We start from the raw sequence: 18,058 nt of genomic DNA on the forward strand, positions 1-18,058 counted from the left end.
TGTCAATTGGTCCAACTTTTTGTCCGCGTCCCCAGATGAATCTCCTCAGGCGCAGGCGCGCCAGCTCCCCCTACGGGGCGAGCTCTAAAACCCTTTCCTTACTTCGCAAAGGGAAAACAGGCAAACCTCGCTTCGCTCGAAAAACCTTTTTATATTGAAAGCATTAAGGAATACTACACTCTTTCCACCGGCCTTCTTAGAAACTGCACCTTTAAAAACCATACAACCGGACTCTGTCCGAGTAACTGCAACTCATCCACCCGACATCAGAATTTGAGGTCGGGCACCTTCCCTTCCAGGGCAAGGTCAAGACCGGCCTACGGCCCTGAAAATCGGAACTCAGTACATCGCAGTTAATAATAGCGGTACACGACGATACAGAAGGTTTTGACCTCCACCATCGGGGGAGGATCCGGCCAATCTTTTAACTGTTGCCGGAGAAAGGGGTGCAGTATTCATTGGTTTTTATAAAAGGTTCCACAAGCGCAGCTTGGTTGTATGGTTTTTCCATTCATACGTTTTTCCCATTTGTGTGGTTTTCTTATTCATACGGTTTCCCCTGTCCTATGCTCCCCAATTGTCTACCTATTTTCTCCTCTCTCGTTCTCTTTATGGTAATATATTGACAGGAATCGAAACGTGGAGTAATGTATAAGTGATAATTGTTTTCAATAAGAATTCCCTTTTTATTGAAATGATTACCGACTAACTGAATAAGGAGAAATTTTATGTCTGATGTATTCTGGGGATTGTTTATCCCCTTCCTCGGGACGTCTCTGGGGGCTGCGTGTGTGTTCTTTATGCGCGGCGAGATGAACCGCTCTGTACAGCGCGGGCTGACGGGTTTTGCGGCCGGCGTGATGGTGGCGGCATCGGTCTGGAGTCTTCTGATCCCTGCGATCGAAGAGTCTGAGCCTCTCGGAAAGATGGCGTTCCTTCCGGCGACGATTGGTTTCGGCGTCGGCATCCTTTTCCTTCTGCTGCTGGATCATGTGATCCCGCATCTTCATATGAATGCGAAGAAAGCAGAAGGCCCGAAGAGCCACCTGGAAAGGACGACGATGCTTGTCCTGGCCGTGACGCTTCATAATATCCCTGAAGGCATGGCCGTCGGTGTCGTTTATGCAGGCTTCCTTTCCGGACACGCAGGAATCACTGCTGCGGCTGCCATGGCACTGTCGCTTGGGATTGCCATCCAGAACTTCCCTGAAGGCGCTATTATTTCCATGCCGCTGAAATCCGCCGGCATGGGCAGCTGGAAATCCTTCATAGGAGGCGTCCTCTCCGGCATCGTAGAACCGATCGGAGGCACGCTGACGATCCTGGTCACCGCCATGGTCGTCCCGATGATGCCTTACTTCCTTTCCTTCGCCGCAGGTGCTATGCTCTACGTCGTTGTAGAAGAACTCATCCCGGAAATGTCCGAAGGTGAACACTCCGATATCGGAGTCCTCTCCTTTGCCGTAGGCTTCATGGTCATGATGGCTCTCGACGTCGCACTGGGATAACAACTACATACAAATAAAAAAACCGCTGTGAAAATTTCATGGCGGTTTTTTTGTGAGAATTTTGGAGGGGATGGGGATTTGAGAATAGAGAGTGAAAACCATACAACCGCCTTACAGGCTGGGAAATGATGTTTCCGGTCCCTCCGGGACCACCTTCCTCTACGAGGCAAGGTCAAGTTCAAAACCATACAACCGCGCGCACTCGTGGTAATCAACTCTATCCGCCCTTCGGGCACCTTCCCCGTCTGGGAAGGCAAGTGTTAGCGGCGCTTGGGAAAATGAACCCCTTTCCCCTGACGGTGACAGCTTTACGATAATCGAGAAAAGTCAGGACTCAGTACATAGTAGTTCGTAGCAGCTCGTTTTAAATGGTTCAAAGTATGCTCTTCAAAATCCTTGCTGTTGCCATTTTGGTTTTCTGCTGTTTTTTCTGCTGCTGCGGTTTGGGAAATGTTTCACGTGAAACATTTTCTTGGTTTTTGTCAAAAAAAGACGCCTTGGGATGGTTTGTCCCTTGGCGTCTTTACTATATATAGTCGGTTTTATTCACAGGAAGGATATATATAGTGGTTTGTTTGAAAAGTCTCGTTTTCCCAGTGTTTTTGGGGCAGCACAGGGATTTTTGCATGGGGTTTGTGATTTATCCCAAGAGTTTTTCATAATATTCACAGGCTGTGAAAAGAGGCTGTGTGAATCTTTTTATTTGCTGTTTTTCCGATATTATCGAGGTTTTCACATTTTCACAGGTAGTTATTTACTTGTTTTTATTCACAAAGTTTTCCACAGTTTGTGTATAACTTATCCCGGTGAATTTCTTCGCTTTTTTCTTTCGTGCTGTCAATCTGGCAGTAGCGAGGTTTTTGCAGCATTGGTGTTTTCTTTGGTTTCTTCCGTCTGATTTTCGGGCAGGGCCATGGGTTCTTTGACGAAGTCACGGATGTGCTCGTTGATGACAGCGGCCATTCTTTGTTTGGCGACGACGTCTCCGTGGAGGCCGTCCAGGGCAAGGGCTGGTGTCATTCCCGGGTCAAGGGGGAAGGCAGCGGCAATGTCGATGTGGGGCTGGGTGCGGATGAAGGCGTTGACTTTGGCAAAGGGTGTCTGCCAGTCGTCTACGGTGGGTTCGTCGAAGGTTTTCTTGATGCTGGCCGGGTTGATCGGCGGAAGGGTCATGAGGATGGGTGTGATGCCGTTGTCGATGCATTTCTGCTGGATGGCTTTCAGGTCCTCGATGACGTCTTCGGCAGGGACGCCGCCTCTTAAGCTGTTGCTGCCTCCCATGATGAGAAGGTATTTCACATGGAAGGGTAGGACGTCTCTGTCAAATCTTTCGAGTATGGATTCGCTGGTGTCGCCGCTCTGGGACAGGTTGATGACAGGGAAATCGAGGTAGTGCTCGTAGGAGTATTCGAGGTCGTTGGGGCTGTAGGACATGCGTCCTCCGCCGTGGCTGATGCTGTCTCCAAAGACGCCGACGACCCATCCTGCATCGGGGTCGGTGGTGCGTTTCTGTGCTTCGCTCCATTCGCCGACAGGATTTCCTTTGGCATCGATGCCGCGGACGCGCCAGTAGTAGGTGCCTGTCCTCGGTCTTGCGTCATAGAGGTCGCTCAGCTCAGTCTTGGCGCTCCAGAGGCGGAAGAGGGAGGGATCGGTACCTGTCGGATTTTCCGGAGGCTGGGTGGTCACTTCGACTTCATAGGAAGCAGCGCCGGGCATCCAGACGAAGGAATAGACGGGATAGAGCATGGCTCCGCCCTGTTCCCCGCTTCTGTCCGGTTTCTGGTACGGCGCGTCGCGGTCGTCCTTGAAGGCGCCGTCTTCAAACGGCATGTATGGCGTGAAGGCGCTGATCGGGTTTCCGTCGAAGTCGATTGGGCGGACGCGGTAGGAAACGTTTTCAGGATGTTCCAGGCGTCCTTTCTTGTCCAGGAGGACGGAATTGGCGTAGACGAACTGGTTTTCGTAGAACATGCCGTCATCGTCTTTCATCTGCACTTCGTAGCGCACGGCATCGTAATCGGGTTTCCAGGAAAGTCCGATCAGATCTCCCCCTTCTGCCGGCGCGAGCGTCCCGGCGGCGCACCAGAGCATCAGCAGTGCTGCTGTGCATTTATATTTCCAGTAATGTTTTCTCATCGAAATCTCCCCCCTGCCTTTCTTATAAGATTTCTATTAATAGGTCGGTATGAAATGGCCGATTTCGCGGTTGATTTCCCCTGCGATCATCTGCTTGGCGTTCCAGTCGCCGTGGATGCCGTCCATGGCAAATTCCGACGGCATGACGTCGAAGGATGCGAAGGGTGCGGCGGTGTCGATATATGGTTTCGTCCGGATGTAGGCGTTCACTTTGGCGACGGATTCCTTCCAGCCTGCATAGGTGGTCTCGCCGTAGTATTTCTGGATGTTTTCCGGATTGAGCGGCACGATGGTCATGAGAATCGGCGTGATGCCGTGGTCGATGCACTTCTGACGGATTTTTTCCAGGTACTCGATGGCCTTGTCCGGGCTCGTGCCCATGCGAAGGTCATTGATGCCTCCCATGATGAGAAGGTACTTCACGTGGAAGGGAAGGACGTCCCTGTCGAAGCGGTCGTACATCATTTCCACGGTGTCGCCGCTTCTTCCCATATTGACGGCCGGGAAATCGAGGTAGGAAACGTAGCTGTACGCCATATCGGCGGGGCTGTGGTAGAGATGGCCGCCGCCCTGAGTAATGCTGTCGCCGAAGATGCCGACATTGTAGCGGCTCTCGACGTCATTTCTCACGCGTTCGGGAAGGCTCCATTCGCCGACGGGCGCGCCTGTCTCGTCCATCCCCCTGACGCGCCAGTAGTAGGTCCCGATTCTGGGATCGCTGTCATAGACGTTCGAAAGGGAGGTCACGCGGGAAAAGACGCGGTGGGCAGAAGGCGCTGTGCCGGAAAGGGTTTCCGGATAGGAGTCTGTCACTTCCACTTCGTACTTCGCCGCGCCCGGGATCCCTGCGTAGGAATAGACGGGATAGAGGAGCGAGGAACCGTTTTCCGGACGATAGACGTTCGGAAGCGGCGCATCGCGGCCAAGGCGCTTCATCGTGCTCCTGACTTCCATCGGAGCTGAGAACGGCGCAAGGCCTGTCCAGTCGGCATCGATCGGGCGCACGCGCCAGTAGAGCACGCCGTCCCCTGCTGGAATCTTCGACAGGTCGATGATGACTTTATTCGTATAGATTCTCTGGTTGTCATAGACGTGATCCGCCAGAGGTTCGTTGCGGTCCAGGTTGTAAGGAATACCGCGGAAAATTTCCACTTCATAGCGGACGGATTCCGGATTTTCTGCCCATGTGAGGAGCACGAGATCCTTTTCCGAAGAAGGCGCATTCAGCCCCTCCTTCGCATTTTCCGCCCGGATAATGCGGTCAGGCATCTGCGGAATGACCGGTGCCGCCGCGAAAGCTGGCAGCGAAGAAATGCCCAGAAGGCATGCCGCCAGAATTGAAATACATTCTTTTCTAATCATTGAATCCTTAACCATTCCCGGAAATGATGGAAAGCGCTTTCTTCGCGTCCTCGTCGCCCAGATCGGCAGCGCGGGTCAGCCAGAATTTCGCCATTTCCCTGTTTCTTTCTGTTCCATACCCATTTTCATAACAAGCGGCCAGCCATCCCATTGATGCCGGATAGCCGTTTTCCGCGGATTTCCTGAATATTTCAAAGGCTTTGTCGTCCTTGCCGTCTTCGTAGTACATGACGCCAAGCTGCATGGCAGACGACTCCATCCCCTTCTCTGCGGCTTTTTTGTAGTAGAGGCGGGCCAGACGTCTGTCCTTCCTCGTGCCTGTGCCGTAGTAGTAGCAGTTTGCCAGATTTCCTTCTGCCGTCGGATCTCCCAATTCGGCTGCCATCTTCGTGTACTTGAAGCCATCCTTCTTTTCCTTCTCGTTCTTGGAGAAGGAAAGGACGAAGCCGAGCGTCAGCGCCGCGGTCATGTAGCCCGAGGCCGCCGCTTTCTTCCAGAGCTGGATGGCTGCCTTCTGGTCCTGCTTCGTTCCAAGGCCCCTGTAAACGAGGAAGCCCATGAAATACTCCGCTTCCGGTGCGCCTTTCACAGCGGCAAAGGAGAAATGGATGATGGCTTCGCCCGGATTGAACTGGTCTGCATCCCCCAGCGGATTTTCGCGCAGCTCATTGAACGCGCTTCCGAGGTGAATCGATGCTTTCCAGTATTCTTTCTGCTCTGCTATGGAGAGGAGGGCCATCCCCTTCTCTGTCCATCCTTCGCGCTTCTTTCCATAAACGAGGTAAAACGTTCCCAGCGCATCGGCAAGAACGGGATCTTCTTCTGCCCCTTTCTCTATTTCCGGGATGATCGACTTCTCAGCTTCGGCGATCGTTTCCTCCGAAGCATCTGCCATGAGCGCAAGGCGCATCAGCTTGGCGCCCGCATTTCCTTTCGCAGCGCTCTTTGCCAGAAGCTCGATAGCGATATCCACGTCATACGTCATCATGGCCAGCATGTACAGCGCATCGCTGTCACCGGCCCCGGCCAGTTCCTCCAAGAGAGGCTTTGCCTCCTTCAAGCGGCAGGAAACAAAAAGCTCCCGCGCTTTCTCTATCTCTGTCATACAGACTCCTTCCATGCGTACCATGTATAAAACATCCAATCATTATACGCCAGATCAATCATTCTTTCTACAATTATTATAACAGAGAAAACGGCCGGATATATAGAAATTATCGAATCTTTCCATTCCTCTTTTGAATCTGGTTTCATACCTTTTCCGTATGGGAAAGCGGCAGGAATGCAGGGAGTGGAGGGTAGGAGGTGGTACGGGTCTTGGCATTTTAGCGGTGCTCGTCCACTTCCCCATTTTCCCAATCAAAAAGACCAGCTTTACGGCTGGCCTTTCTGATTTATATGCATAGATTGGTGGATTCAATCCATGGAAACAAATTATTTGTCTTCTTTCAGAGCATCGACGATTTCTTCGGCTCTTTCCATTGTCTTTTCTGCGACATAGCCGGAGAATTCATGTTTCTTCTTCAGATCTTCGACTGCTTTCTCATCGACTTTTTCTACTTCTGTTTCACCGCTGACGTCTTTGTCAGCCTGGCCCATTGCGTCTTCGAGCTGCTCAGCACGTTCCATCGTTTTCTCTGTACGGAAACCGGAGAATTCGTGCTCCTTTTTCATTTTCTCAATGGCCTCTTCTGTCATTTCTTCTACTTTCTTTTCCATGATTCGTCATCCTTTCTTGAAGAAAAACTCCCCAAATAAGACTAGCGCCGTACCATCAAGCCCCCGGGTTATTACAAGTGACGGGCAGCGTCGAAAAATGACTGCCTCATGACGATAGAACCCCCGATTGAATTATGAGTACTATCTCTATGAAGTATCTGACTATCTGTTTATAGTATAGATGTTTTTCGAAATACAGACAAACAAATTCAATTTGTGGAAGTCACAAGTTTTATTTGTAGGAATGATTACCAATAGCGCTATTGCGATATGTATGCAGACAATAAAAAAGAACCCATCGCGGGCCCAAAGGGGTCTAATTCCCCGAGGGAAAGTCCCGAAACCGGTTCTTCTTTGTACTCCATATTATAGGCGAAAAAAATAAATTGTCAACAGAGACCCCGCTAAAAAGGAGCCTTGCAGCAATGCTTCAGGGCTCCTTTTTAACAGTGATTTGATTGATCATTTTTTTATCCTCGGGGAATTACGCCGGGTGTTTTGCCATGTGTCTGGCCGATTTTCTCGGATGGCCAAGGACACAATCGTTGATGTATGCTGCGCGGTCGAGTTTTCTCTCAGCCAGGTAGCCGAAGTAACCGTATTCCTTCTTGAAATGCTTGACGCCCTTTCTGATTTCATACTCTAAGATTTTCATCATGATAAATCCTTCCCTTCCGCTCTTGAACGACCGGGAGATCCCGCGCTGTATGCCTCCTTTCTGCTGGTACCGGGTTTCCGGTGATATGAAGGAAATCTCGGGAATTCCGGGCCTTTCCTTCCTTTCACCTATAGTATAGATTTCCTACTATACTAAATCCAACTGTTTTAGATAGTACTTTTTACTGATTGTTTTTGTTACTTTTCATTCTCGATGATGCGGCTGGCACGCTCGAGGTTTTTCTTTTCCTTGAAGGAAACGTAGTCTTCAGAAGACTCTTCCTTTTCACCTTTGGAAGCAGCTGCCTTCTCTTCCAGGTCTTCCGCTCTTTCCAGGTTCTTCTCACTCTTGAAGGCTGTGTACGGACTCTCTTCTTTCATGTCCTCAACGGCTTTCTTATTGACTGTATCAATGATTTTTTCCATGATTCCTGCTTCCTTTCTGCCGGTATTTTCTTAGACAGCGGCTTTGATTTTCTTAGCTTCCGGTTTTCTGAGGCCGCTGATGGTTTCTACGTAATCGGCTCTTTCCAGTTTCCTGGCTGCCATGTAGCCGAAGTAGAAGTTATCCTTCTTCAATGCTTTGACTGCTTCCTTGTTTTCACGATCAATGATTTTTTCCATTTTGTATGCTTCCTTTCTGTGTTCATTTCTTTGATTTTCTTGATCTCTTCGATCTGTCCATAGTATAGGTTTTTCAAGTAACAATATCCAACTGTTTAAATTCGTATATTTTACATGGTCTTTTTGTTATAATAAAGAAAATAAACCATGGAAAGGAGTTACTATGAACTTTCAATCGCTGCATTATTTCATCATGCTCGCGAGGGAGAAGAATTTCACACGCGCAGCTGAGAAACTCCATATTTCCCAGCAGACGCTCTCTGCCAGCATCGCCGCGCTGGAGCGCGAGCTGAACTGCAAGCTTATCATCCGCCATGTCCCCCTCGAGCTTACGTATGGAGGAAGGACCTTCTTCCATTACGCCCTCTCTCTCACAGGCGAAGAGGAATCCATGCGCCGCTCCCTCCTCGACATCGCAGAAGAAAAAACAGGAGAACTGCGTATCGGCGTTGGCTATGTCCGCGGCAGGACCCTTCTTCCGCCCATCCTGAAGAAATTTGGGGACAAGCACCCGGGCGTCACATTCCGCATTCTGGAATCCACGAATAAACAGCTCAGGACCCGCCTCGTCGAAGGCGATATCGACCTCTCCATCGGGCACTACAGGGAAGTCCCGCCAGGCATTGAAATAAAACCGATCTACGAAGAACAAATCTGCCTCCTCATCACAAAGAAACTCTTCGACGAAACCGTAGAAGGCACCATCGAAGAAGTCTCCGCCGCCCTCCAGAGGGACGTCAAAGAAGGCATGCGTCCCTTCGCCAAATGCCCCTTCCTGAATACCCGGGGCGAAAACGTCTCCGGCTACTTCGAGACACTCTACCTCGCCGAAGCGCCCTTCACACCCTTCATCCGCTGCATGTCCAACAACATGGAAACCCTCCTCTGCCTCTCCGGAAAAGGCATGGGTGCCCTCTTCTGCCCCCAGAACCTCGTCCGCTCCTCCCTTTCCAAAGAAGACCTCAGGGAAATGTACGTCATCCCCCTGCCGGAGACCAAGTATGCCATGTCCGTAGGCGTAAGGACAAAAGCCGCCCCCTGGTCCATCCGCGATGAATTCATACAGCTTCTGAAGGAAGAACTCGCGAGGGAGAATGGAATTTAAAAAGGGGAAATATGGAGGAAAACCATAAAAAGGGGAAAAAGAAAGAAAACCATACAACAGGAAAACCCTTAAAACAAAAAGGAAAATGGGAAAAGAAAAAAAACAGAAAACAAAAATGTTTCACGTGAAACATTTTTAGTAAAAGAAGGAAAACCTTACGACCGCAGCTCTGCTGCGTGGTAATCAAACCTATCCGCCGGCCTTTTTAGAAAATGAACCCCTTTCGGCGCATCCGCGCCACTTTCCCCTAACGGGGACAGCTTTTACCGCTGGTGCTGTTCGCCTTTTTATCACTTTCGATTTTGAAGATGTGAGAAAAACAATTTCAGCGCTTTTGGGAGTCCCCGTTAGGGGAAGCTGTCGAACTTTTAACACTGATGTTCGACTGAAGGTGTGCATGATTCATCGCACCTAAAACTATAAAAATGTTCCACGAGCATCGTGAGGTCGTCCGGTTTTTCGCCCGATTCCATCGAGCTTCTACAGTTTTCTCTCCATTTCCCCATCAAAAAAAGGGCTGTAACAAAATGGTTAATCATTTTGCCACAGTCCCTTTTTCTATTGGAATATTCCATTAAAGGATACTAACAAATGTATTTATTGGTTCTATCTGAAAACCTCAAGAACTTCGTTCGATGGAAAACCGCACAACCAGCCTTCGGCTGTCGGTAATCAACCCTATCCACCGCGTTTGCGGTTCCCCTTCCCCGTCTGGGAAGGCAAGTAAAACCAGACAACCGGCCTACGGCCTAGGAAATGCAACTCATCCGTCGGCTCCGCCGCCACCTTCTCCTCCCGGAGCAAGGTTAAGACCGGCCTACGGCCCTTCTTCCTCTAAGAGGAAGCCTTTCGGTTAGCCCCCCTACACTTTCATCCATTTCCTTATTTTCCATACTAGCCCGAGCGGGGCGAAGCGGGTGCCCAGGGCGGTAAGTTTGGCCATTTTGCTTGGGAGGCTGACTGTTTCTCCGTGGCGGAGGTCTTCGAGGGCTTTTTTTACTGTTTCTTCGGCATTGAGGATGCCTTTTTCTGAGATGCGGCCTTCGGCGCCTGCTTTCCCTATGAATTCGGTGTCTTTGATCCAGTAGGGGCAGAGGGCCATGACGTGGATGTTTCTCTCTTTCATTTCTTCATTGACTGCCTGGGAGAGGGAAAGGAGGAAGGCTTTTGTCGCGCCGTAGACGGCGAGGTCCGGGAGGGGCAGGAGTCCTGCGACGGATGCTACGTTGATAATCCCTGCTCCTTCTTTCATATAGGGAAGGCAGAGTTTCATCATTTTCACGGGAGCCTGGCAGTTCAGGCCGATCATGCTGACGGCGTTTTCAGTGGTTTCTTCGTCGAGGGTGGTCATGGTTCCTCTTCCTGCGTTATTAATGAGGAGGCGGATGTCAGGCTTTTCTCTTTCCATCAGGACGGAAAGGAGACCGTAAAGGCCTTCGTCATCCAGGCTTGCGCCGAAAATACGAAGGGGCGTTTTTACGGAAGAAGCGAGTTCTTCGAGCTTTTCTCTTCTTCTGGCGATGACCCAGATTTCATCCAGTTTTCCTTCTTCGGATAGCTGTTTCACGAATTCCCGTCCGAGTCCGGAGGAGGCTCCGGTGACGACCGCTGTCCTCATACGCGCATCTCCTTTATGAAACTTAATTCTTCAGCATCATGACGGCCATATGGCGTCCTGTCTTTCCTCCTGCTTTCCTGTAGGAGTAGAAAATATCATCATGGCAATAGGTGCAGATCCCACAGTCCTCGATGTGATCTTCCGCAATGCCTGCTTTTCTCATGAGAACGTGGTTGGCTCCCGGCAGGTCGAAGAGAAATTTTCCATTTTCCTTCGTGCAACTGAGCTTTTTCATTTCTTCATCAGTAAAGAGAGCTTTCATCGCTTCAATGACATCTCTCCCGACCTCGAAGCATTCGAGACCGATGGCCGGCCCGATGGCAGCACGGATATCTTCTCTCTTCGAGCCATATTTCTTTTCCATCATGGAAATGGTCTTTCCTACAATATTTCCCGCTGTCCCGCGCCATCCTCCATGGGAAAGGGCAATGACGCCCTTCGGATCATAGAAAAAAAGAGGCGTGCAGTCGGCGTAATTCATCGTGATTGGGACGTTCGCTTCATTCGTAATCAGTCCGTCCGTATCCGGGATGGCCGTATCGAGCGAAAGCGCTCCTCGTCCGCAGTCTTCTTTTCCCACGATTTCTATATGCGTCCCGTGCACCTGGCTGCAGTTGATGAGTGTTCTGCTGTCTGCGCCAAGCGCATCAAAGAAACGTTTCCTGTTCTCCACAACAAGGGAAGGATCGTCCCCAACATGGAGCCCCATATTCAGGCTAGTGAAAAACCCCTGGCTGACACCGCCATCCCTGCAGGAGACAGCAGCCGTAAGGGGCGCGTTTTCAAATACATCAAAGGTCAGGTATGAAACTCCGTTTCTCTTCTGAATCGTCATAGGCACCTCATAGTTTGGAAATATCCAGATCAGGCCAGATATTCGTAATCAAAGACTTCATATCATCAGGAACAGGAGCGGTAAATTTCATCTTCTCCCCTGTCACCGGATGCAAAAATTCTACATTATACGCATGGAGCGCCTGCCGCTGGATCAGCTCCATCGAGCCTCCATAAAGGTCATCTCCAAGAAGCGGATGATGCATATGAGAGAAATGGACGCGGATCTGATGCGTCCTTCCCGTTAGGAGGTGGACACGCACCAGCGACGTCTTCCATGAATGCGCCAGCACCATGTACTCGGTCCATGCCGGTTTCCCATCGGGCCTGACCATCCACTCTACGATACTGCCAGGCTTGCGCCCGATTGGTTCGCCGATGATATTCTTCGCCTCATCCCCCATCACGATTTCTCCGCCCACAAGAGCCAGGTACTCACGGAATATCGAATCATGAGACTTCGAAAGGTCATACTGCATATTAGCAGACTTGGCGACAACGACAAGTCCCGTCGTATTCCGATCCAGACGATACACAGGATGAATCCCCGCATCCTCGCCCTTCTCCTTGAAATACCACGCCACCGCATTCACCAAAGTCTCCTGCGTCGACTTCGCCGTAGGATGGATAATCATATGAGGCCCCTTATTCACGATCAAAAGCCAAGGATCCTCATAGACTATATCCAAAGGAATATTCACCGGAAGGATATCATTCTCCTCCGACCAGATCAGAGTAATCTCATCCCCTGCATGCAGCGCCGTCCGGGCATTAAACACCTGCCTGCCATTAATCAGGATCTTCCCATTCCACTTGATCTTCTTCCAAAGAGAAGAAGAGAGATGCATATGTCCACGCACAAAATGCCGCAGCTCCTTCCCCTCAAACCAGGGATCCACCACAACCTTCATGTCCATACCATCACCCTCTCCCATAAAAAAAGACCATACCGAATCATCCGTATTTCATACTCTTCTATATATATTGTAACAGAAAACCAAGAAAAAGTTAGAGAAGAAAAATAAAAAGGGGAAGGAGTGAGAAAAAACAGGACTCTGTAAATCACGATTGATTATAACCGCTTACGTCGATGCGGAAGTTTGGACCTGCCCCAGCGGGGAAGAATGCCTTTGACCTTGCTCTGGAAGAGAAGGGGGACCACTTTTGTGGTGGATACAGTAGTTCGGACAGACTTTAGTCTGGTTGTATGGTTTTTATTTTGTGAAATTTTTTAATATTGCCAGAAAAAGGGGTGCAGTATTCATTGGTTTTTATAAAAGGTTCTGCGAGTGGAACGAGGTTGGCTTGTTTTCCGATTGCGAAGCAAGGAAATGGTGTTGACCTTGCGCCGCCAGGAGAAGGTGTCAGGCTCCGAATTTCTGTTGCCTGACGGATGAGATGCAGTTCTACAGCCGCAGGCTGGTTTTACGGTTTTTTAATTCGCGCCCCGTCGCGGTTGTGTTGTCTCTATATAAGAGCCTTTAGATAATAAGGCGTACCTTGGCATTTTTAGCGATGGCGCGGCAACTGAGAGTAAACCGTACAACCTCGCTTCGCTCGATAACTACATCTTATCCCTCGCGTTCCGCGGTTCCCCTTCTCCTTTCGGAGCAAGGTTAACACCCTTAAACCTCGCTCCATTTCATCCGTCAGCTACGCTGACACCTTCTCCTTTCGGAACAAGGTTAACACCCTTAAACCTCGCTTCGCTCGAGGAACTTCACCTCCTCAGTCGCCTCCGGCGCCAGCTCCCCCGTGGAGAAGCCTTTCGGTTGGCATGTTTTCCGATTCGCCATACTTGGCGGTTGTACTGTTTCTATATAAGAGCCTTTAGATAATAAGGCGTACCTTGGCATTTTAGCGATGCTCGTTGATAACGAGCAAGCAAAAAGAGCATCGATCGTAATGATCGGTGCTCTTTTTTATTAATCAGCAGCTTCCTATCCTCCCAGGCCGCTTCCAGCCAAGTAATTTCTACATAAGAGCCTTTAGATTTCAAGGCGTACCATGGCCTTTTAGCAGCGCAGCCGCTATTTGCACAATAAAAAACCACGTTGAGCGTTAAATCAACGTGGTTTTTCACTTAATCAGCTCTGCTTGTTCCTCCCAGCCATTCTAGCCGAGATGAGGGTTATAGGACAAAACGTGTTGGTAAAAATTTATATTATGCTGGAAATGCACCCCTCTTACGCAGCGAGCTTCTCCGGTTTTCCTCCATTTCCGCATCAAAAAAAGCATTGAAAGCTCGTTTCGAGTTTTCAATGCTTTTTCTTTGGATTTCTTAAATCATATACCCGTTATGTTCGAGAACGGCTTCTGCTTCGTCTACGCCATTTTCTGCGGCTGCTGCGATCCAGCGGAAGGCTTCGTCTCGGTTTTCTTCGGTGCCGTGGCCTTCAAGGTACATCATGCCTGCTGCGTACTGGGCGCGGGGGATGCCGGCTTCGGCCGCTCTTTCGTACCAGCGGAAGGCTTTCTCCTGGTCTTCCTTGTCGTCGCTGTTTTCATAGACGGACGCGAGGAGCATGGCTGCTTCACCGTTGCCGTGTTTCCACGACTTTTTCAGCCATTCAGCTGCTTTCTTCGTGTCTTTTTCCTTTTTCCAGGAGTTCAGGAGCATCTCGCCCACTTTGTATTCACTGTACTGGTCATGAAATTCTGCCGCTTTCTTGAAGCAGAGCATGGCGCGTTCTTCGTTTCTTGGAACGGCGTACCCTTCTTCGTAGGCGGAGCCCAGATCGTAGAGCGCACGCCAGTATTCAGCGAGCGCTGCTTTCGTCAGCCACTTCATGCCTTCTTCGAAATTGACGATGAGAGCGCCCAGATAGAAATGCCCTGCTTCATCCATCGCAAGGACGTCGCCGGAAACGGCAGCCTTGAGGACACGCGGGAAGCATTCATTCACGATATCCCACATTTCCTGATCATCGGTCCCGTTCACGAGGGAAATGCCGCAGAGTGCGCTGCCTTCCTCGTAACCTTTCTGGAACCATTTGACTGCTTTCCTTTCGTCGGCTTCGACGTGGCCGTAGCCTTCGCGAAGACAGCAGCCGATGAGGTACATGGCTCTTGGCGCCCCCATCTTCGCTTCTTTCTGAAGTTCTACGACCGCTTCGTCGATTTTTCCCTGCATAAATAAAGACTCACCCTGTGACTGATTCATTGTCCCTCCATACAATCAGGCATTCAAATATTGCTGAATCAACAACTTCGCGTCAGGATCACCCTGCGCGTCACTTCTTCTGAAACATTCTTCAGCGGCACGGAGATTTCTCGTCCCGCCGATGCCGGTCGCATAGCAGAGGCCAAGGAAATTTTCAGCCCTTGGATAGCCCTGCGCCGCTGCTTCCTTGAAACGCCTGACGGCGCCGTCCCCGTCCTGGTCACGGAGTGCCAGCTCGCCGAGCTCGCAGATGGCTTCCGCCTGTCCCTGCTCAGCGGCTTCTTCAAGGAGCGTCCTTCCTTTTTCTTCGTCGACTTCTGTGCCTGCCCCGTTCACATAGCAGTCGCCCAGAGAGGCGATGGCATCGATATCGCCGGTATCAGCAGCTTTCTCGATCCAACGGAAGCCTTCGCTGGCATCACTGTTCTTCGCAAGCCCCAGAAGGTGCATGCGTCCGATGGATCGCCCGGCAGGGACATTTCCCTTATCCCAGGCGGCCAGGTAGAGATCCATCGCTTTTTCGTAATTGCTTTCTGTCCCGCGGCCGTAGAGGTAGCAGTCGCCGAGCTTGTACATGCAGCTCGGAGAGCCCTGCTCTGCGCCCTTCGTGAAGAATTCATACGCTTTGTCCATGTCCTGGGAAATGCCGTCGCCAAGGACGTACATCGTGCCCAGCGCATCCGACGCTTCCCCGTTTCCATGGTTCGAAGCGCGTTCAAAACAGGTCGCTGCCTTCTCCTTGTCCTCTTCGACGCCGATAGCGCCGTAGAAGCAGTCCCCGAGGCGCAGCTCCGCTTCGTGATACCCAAGCGCAGCCCCCTTCAGGAACCAGGTGAAAGCAAGCTTCGGATCATACCGCGAGAAACTTTCGTCCATCGCGATACGCCCTGCGTCCGCCATAGAAAGGCACAGCCCCTTCTCGGCTGAACGAACATACCAGTCATAGGCCTGATCCATATTGATCTTGCGTCCCAGGCCGCGTTCATAAAGAATCGCAATCTGGCGCATCGCAAAAGGATCGCCGGCCTTTGCCATCGGAAGAAGTTTCTTCATATGTTCTACATACTTCTCCGTCATGTCCTTCTTGTTTCCTTCTCCGTCCCGGTAGAGGATGAAGAATCCGGAGAGCACATCGCCTGCTCTCCATCCGCTGTCCACCAGCTCCAGGAAACGGTCTCCATTCCAGCGTACTTCCACCGCATAGAAATAGAAGAGCCCGAGCAAGTACTGATCCCTGCCATTTGCCGGGTCCTTCGCCAGCTCTTTCAAAAGCGAAAGACTCTCTGCAAACTCTCCTGCGAGGAACAACGATTCCGCGCGTTTCGTTTCATTATCCATAAGGCACCTCATTTCAAGCCCGATCCGCTCTTCCACGGATCGACACTTCTTCACCTTTATCATACATTGAATTTTGTCGAAAAATAATAATAAATATTATAATTTTTCTATATTATAGAAAATAGTCTGAAAAAATGGGACTATTTTTACTGTTTTAGTTATAGAGATATATGTAAAACTTTAGAGAAAAGAGACATACCATAGAAAAAAGTAACAATATGGTGGACGTAAGATTGACGCGAGCGAGGATTGAAAACCGGACAGCCTCGCGATGCGAGGGGAAAAGGATTTTAAAACCGAACAACCCGCCTGCGGCTGAGGGAGATGAAAACCTTTACAACCAAGCTGCGCGAGAGTAAAAAGGAAAACCTTCACAACCAGTCTGAAGGCTGTTGGAAATGAACCTCCTCAGTCGACTCCGTCGCCAGCTCCCCCTACGGGGCGAGCTCTGAAACCATTTCCCTGCTTCGCAAAGGAAAACATGCAAACCTCGCTGCGCTCGTAGTAATCAACCCTATCCGCCAGCCTTTTTAGAAACTGCACCTTTGAAAACCACAAAACCAGCCTAACGGCTGAGGAAATGCAACTCATCCGTCGGCTCCGCCGCCACCTTCCCTTCCAGGGCAAGGTCAAAGGCAATTCTTCCCTCCGTTGTGGGCAGCTCGCGATGTGAAATGAAAAAATCAATGGTTTTGTTTTGAACTTATATAGGCACCTTCCCCGTCTGGGAAGGCGAGTGTTAGCGGCGCCCGGAAAAATCAGGACTCAGGAATGCCGAGCAGCGCGAGGTTGTCTGGTTTTCCTTCAGCCCGGAGCTGGTTGTCTGGCTTTCTTTTCTTTTTCCATTTTTTCCCTCTCTTTTCATACTCCCCGTTGCCAAAAAAGAGAATGTACGCCTTTTGGTGTACATCCTTTTTGGTTACTGTTTATTTCCCGCGTAGTTGCCTGGGAGGAAGTAGAGGGGATCGACGGCTGTGCCGTTGACTCTGACTTCGTAGTGGCAGTGCGGGCCGGTGCTGTTTCCGGTGCTGCCCATGATGGCGATGACGCTGCCCTGGTCGACGTGCTGGCCTACGGTGACGAGAATGGCGGAGTTATGGCCATATCTTGTGACGATGCCGTCGGGGTGCTTGATTTCGACGAGGTTGCCGTAGCCGCCTACCCAGCCTGCCTGGGTGATGGTGCCGGATGCTGTGGCTTCGATTGGGAGGCCGTAGTCGCCTGCGATGTCGATGCCTTCATGGTAGGTAGAGCCTATGCCGCCTCCGGGGCTGGAACGGTAGCCAAAGTAGCTGGAGATCTCGCCTTTGACGGGCCAGATATCCGGTGTGGTGGCATTAGTATTGAGGAGCTGGACCTGCATGCCGTAGGTCTGGTTCATGAGTTCTTCTCTTAGGGTGATCATGGTCCTAATCTGGGAATCGAGACGGGAGTCAAGTTTCCTCATTTCACGGAGAAGGTCGCCCGGTGTGGCAACGGATGCGCTGCCATCGTCAGTTTCCTGTGCGGTCCCGGATGATTGATGGTCGGAGGCGGATACGTCTCTTGCCTTATCCGGTACGGTGGATGCACCGCCCTGGCCTCCCTGGCCGCCATTCTGCACGTTGGCGCCGGCGCCGTTATTATTGGCTTTGATCATGTCCTGAAGCTGGCTGGAGATTTTTTCGATGGCTTTTGTCTTGTCATTCAGGGCTTCCATCTTTTCTTCTGCCATTTTCAACTGGTTTCTATAGAGTGTATTCTCCTGGCGGAGGGACGTCATAGAATACGCGGAATAACCGCCAATGCAGATGCTTGCCGCGAATACGACAGCCGCCGCAATGGCGCCGATTTTCAGTTTTTTGATTTCCTGCCTGGTGAAGCTGAATGAAACTTCGCCGGTTTCTTTATTTTCGGTTTTTTTCATGTTTGCCTGCTGTCTATTGAATGCGTCCTAAGTTTCCTGCCCCCACAGAAAACCGAACGTCCGGTCACTTCCTGATTTCCCGGAT

At 50.6% G+C, this 18,058-nt stretch carries 15 protein-coding genes; 2 read left to right on the forward strand and 13 right to left on the reverse strand.

Going from position 1 to position 18,058, the window contains the following annotated elements; genetic code table 11:
* Window positions 1-728 precede the first annotated feature (728 nt).
* Window positions 729-1,508: a ZIP family metal transporter gene (locus M3200_RS09340; RefSeq protein ID WP_022383257.1), complete on the forward strand. Its 780-nt coding sequence runs from the start codon at window positions 729-731 to the stop codon at window positions 1,506-1,508.
* 837 nt (window positions 1,509-2,345) lie between these two features.
* Here M3200_RS09340 and M3200_RS09345 read toward each other — a convergent pair.
* The 7 genes from M3200_RS09345 to M3200_RS09375 form a co-directional block, all read right to left on the reverse strand.
* Entirely contained in the window at window positions 2,346-3,647 is a 1,302-nt protein-coding gene (locus tag M3200_RS09345; protein ID WP_022383258.1) for an SGNH/GDSL hydrolase family protein, read from the reverse strand.
* Window positions 3,648-3,683: 36 nt separating this feature from the next.
* Complete coding sequence (locus M3200_RS09350) at window positions 3,684-5,009, reverse strand: SGNH/GDSL hydrolase family protein (protein WP_022383259.1); 1,326 nt, start codon at window positions 5,007-5,009, stop codon at window positions 3,684-3,686.
* A 7-nt stretch (window positions 5,010-5,016) separates the two neighbouring features.
* A complete protein-coding gene (locus tag M3200_RS09355; protein ID WP_022383260.1) occupies window positions 5,017-6,114 on the reverse strand; it encodes a tetratricopeptide repeat protein in 1,098 nt (365 codons plus the stop codon).
* Between the two features lie 329 nt (window positions 6,115-6,443).
* Window positions 6,444-6,728, reverse strand: coding sequence for a hypothetical protein (locus M3200_RS09360; RefSeq protein WP_022383261.1), 285 nt, complete (start codon window positions 6,726-6,728; stop codon window positions 6,444-6,446).
* Between the two features lie 484 nt (window positions 6,729-7,212).
* Window positions 7,213-7,386 (reverse strand): hypothetical protein, encoded by a 174-nt coding sequence (locus M3200_RS09365; protein ID WP_022383262.1) that lies wholly within the window; start codon window positions 7,384-7,386, stop codon window positions 7,213-7,215.
* A 197-nt stretch (window positions 7,387-7,583) separates the two neighbouring features.
* Window positions 7,584-7,811 (reverse strand): hypothetical protein, encoded by a 228-nt coding sequence (locus tag M3200_RS09370; RefSeq protein ID WP_022383263.1) that lies wholly within the window; start codon window positions 7,809-7,811, stop codon window positions 7,584-7,586.
* Window positions 7,812-7,841: 30 nt separating this feature from the next.
* The gene (locus M3200_RS09375) at window positions 7,842-8,009 is read right to left on the reverse strand and encodes a hypothetical protein (protein WP_022383264.1); all 168 of its coding nucleotides are present in this window, start codon (window positions 8,007-8,009) and stop codon (window positions 7,842-7,844) included.
* A 163-nt stretch (window positions 8,010-8,172) separates the two neighbouring features.
* Between M3200_RS09375 and M3200_RS09380 the strand changes: the two genes are divergently transcribed.
* Window positions 8,173-9,114, forward strand: a complete 942-nt coding sequence (locus M3200_RS09380) for a LysR family transcriptional regulator (RefSeq protein WP_022383265.1) — start codon at window positions 8,173-8,175, stop codon at window positions 9,112-9,114.
* 862 nt (window positions 9,115-9,976) lie between these two features.
* Here the strand turns inward: M3200_RS09380 and M3200_RS09385 are convergent.
* The 6 genes from M3200_RS09385 to M3200_RS09410 form a co-directional block, all read right to left on the reverse strand.
* Window positions 9,977-10,732, reverse strand: a complete 756-nt coding sequence (locus M3200_RS09385; protein WP_022383266.1) for an SDR family NAD(P)-dependent oxidoreductase — start codon at window positions 10,730-10,732, stop codon at window positions 9,977-9,979.
* Between the two features lie 22 nt (window positions 10,733-10,754).
* The gene (pgeF, locus tag M3200_RS09390; protein WP_022383267.1) at window positions 10,755-11,567 is read right to left on the reverse strand and encodes a peptidoglycan editing factor PgeF; all 813 of its coding nucleotides are present in this window, start codon (window positions 11,565-11,567) and stop codon (window positions 10,755-10,757) included.
* A gap of 7 nt (window positions 11,568-11,574) precedes the next feature.
* Complete coding sequence (locus M3200_RS09395) at window positions 11,575-12,483, reverse strand: RluA family pseudouridine synthase (protein WP_022383268.1); 909 nt, start codon at window positions 12,481-12,483, stop codon at window positions 11,575-11,577.
* A gap of 1,364 nt (window positions 12,484-13,847) precedes the next feature.
* Window positions 13,848-14,729, reverse strand: coding sequence for an SEL1-like repeat protein (locus M3200_RS09400; RefSeq protein ID WP_022383269.1), 882 nt, complete (start codon window positions 14,727-14,729; stop codon window positions 13,848-13,850).
* Between the two features lie 15 nt (window positions 14,730-14,744).
* The gene (locus M3200_RS09405; protein WP_022383270.1) at window positions 14,745-16,067 is read right to left on the reverse strand and encodes a tetratricopeptide repeat protein; all 1,323 of its coding nucleotides are present in this window, start codon (window positions 16,065-16,067) and stop codon (window positions 14,745-14,747) included.
* Between the two features lie 919 nt (window positions 16,068-16,986).
* A complete protein-coding gene (locus M3200_RS09410) occupies window positions 16,987-17,973 on the reverse strand; it encodes a M23 family metallopeptidase (RefSeq protein WP_022383271.1) in 987 nt (328 codons plus the stop codon).
* Between the last annotated feature and the right edge of the window lie 85 nt (window positions 17,974-18,058).

The organism is Dialister sp. CAG:357 (assembly GCF_000435155.1).
In the GTDB taxonomy this organism is placed as follows: Bacteria; Bacillota; Negativicutes; order Veillonellales; family Dialisteraceae; genus Dialister; species Dialister hominis.

Coding starts and splice junctions, on each gene's coding strand:
- M3200_RS09340 (WP_022383257.1), top strand. CDS start 729: ATGTCTGATGTATTCTGGGGATTGTTTATCCCCTTCCTCGGGACGTCT.
- M3200_RS09345 (WP_022383258.1), bottom strand. CDS start 3,647: ATGAGAAAACATTACTGGAAATATAAATGCACAGCAGCACTGCTGATG.
- M3200_RS09350 (WP_022383259.1), bottom strand. CDS start 5,009: ATGATTAGAAAAGAATGTATTTCAATTCTGGCGGCATGCCTTCTGGGC.
- M3200_RS09355 (WP_022383260.1), bottom strand. CDS start 6,114: ATGACAGAGATAGAGAAAGCGCGGGAGCTTTTTGTTTCCTGCCGCTTG.
- M3200_RS09360 (WP_022383261.1), bottom strand. CDS start 6,728: ATGGAAAAGAAAGTAGAAGAAATGACAGAAGAGGCCATTGAGAAAATG.
- M3200_RS09365 (WP_022383262.1), bottom strand. CDS start 7,386: ATGATGAAAATCTTAGAGTATGAAATCAGAAAGGGCGTCAAGCATTTC.
- M3200_RS09370 (WP_022383263.1), bottom strand. CDS start 7,811: ATGGAAAAAATCATTGATACAGTCAATAAGAAAGCCGTTGAGGACATG.
- M3200_RS09375 (WP_022383264.1), bottom strand. CDS start 8,009: ATGGAAAAAATCATTGATCGTGAAAACAAGGAAGCAGTCAAAGCATTG.
- M3200_RS09380 (WP_022383265.1), top strand. CDS start 8,173: ATGAACTTTCAATCGCTGCATTATTTCATCATGCTCGCGAGGGAGAAG.
- M3200_RS09385 (WP_022383266.1), bottom strand. CDS start 10,732: ATGAGGACAGCGGTCGTCACCGGAGCCTCCTCCGGACTCGGACGGGAA.
- pgeF (WP_022383267.1), bottom strand. CDS start 11,567: ATGACGATTCAGAAGAGAAACGGAGTTTCATACCTGACCTTTGATGTA.
- M3200_RS09395 (WP_022383268.1), bottom strand. CDS start 12,483: ATGGACATGAAGGTTGTGGTGGATCCCTGGTTTGAGGGGAAGGAGCTG.
- M3200_RS09400 (WP_022383269.1), bottom strand. CDS start 14,729: ATGAATCAGTCACAGGGTGAGTCTTTATTTATGCAGGGAAAAATCGAC.
- M3200_RS09405 (WP_022383270.1), bottom strand. CDS start 16,067: ATGGATAATGAAACGAAACGCGCGGAATCGTTGTTCCTCGCAGGAGAG.
- M3200_RS09410 (WP_022383271.1), bottom strand. CDS start 17,973: ATGAAAAAAACCGAAAATAAAGAAACCGGCGAAGTTTCATTCAGCTTC.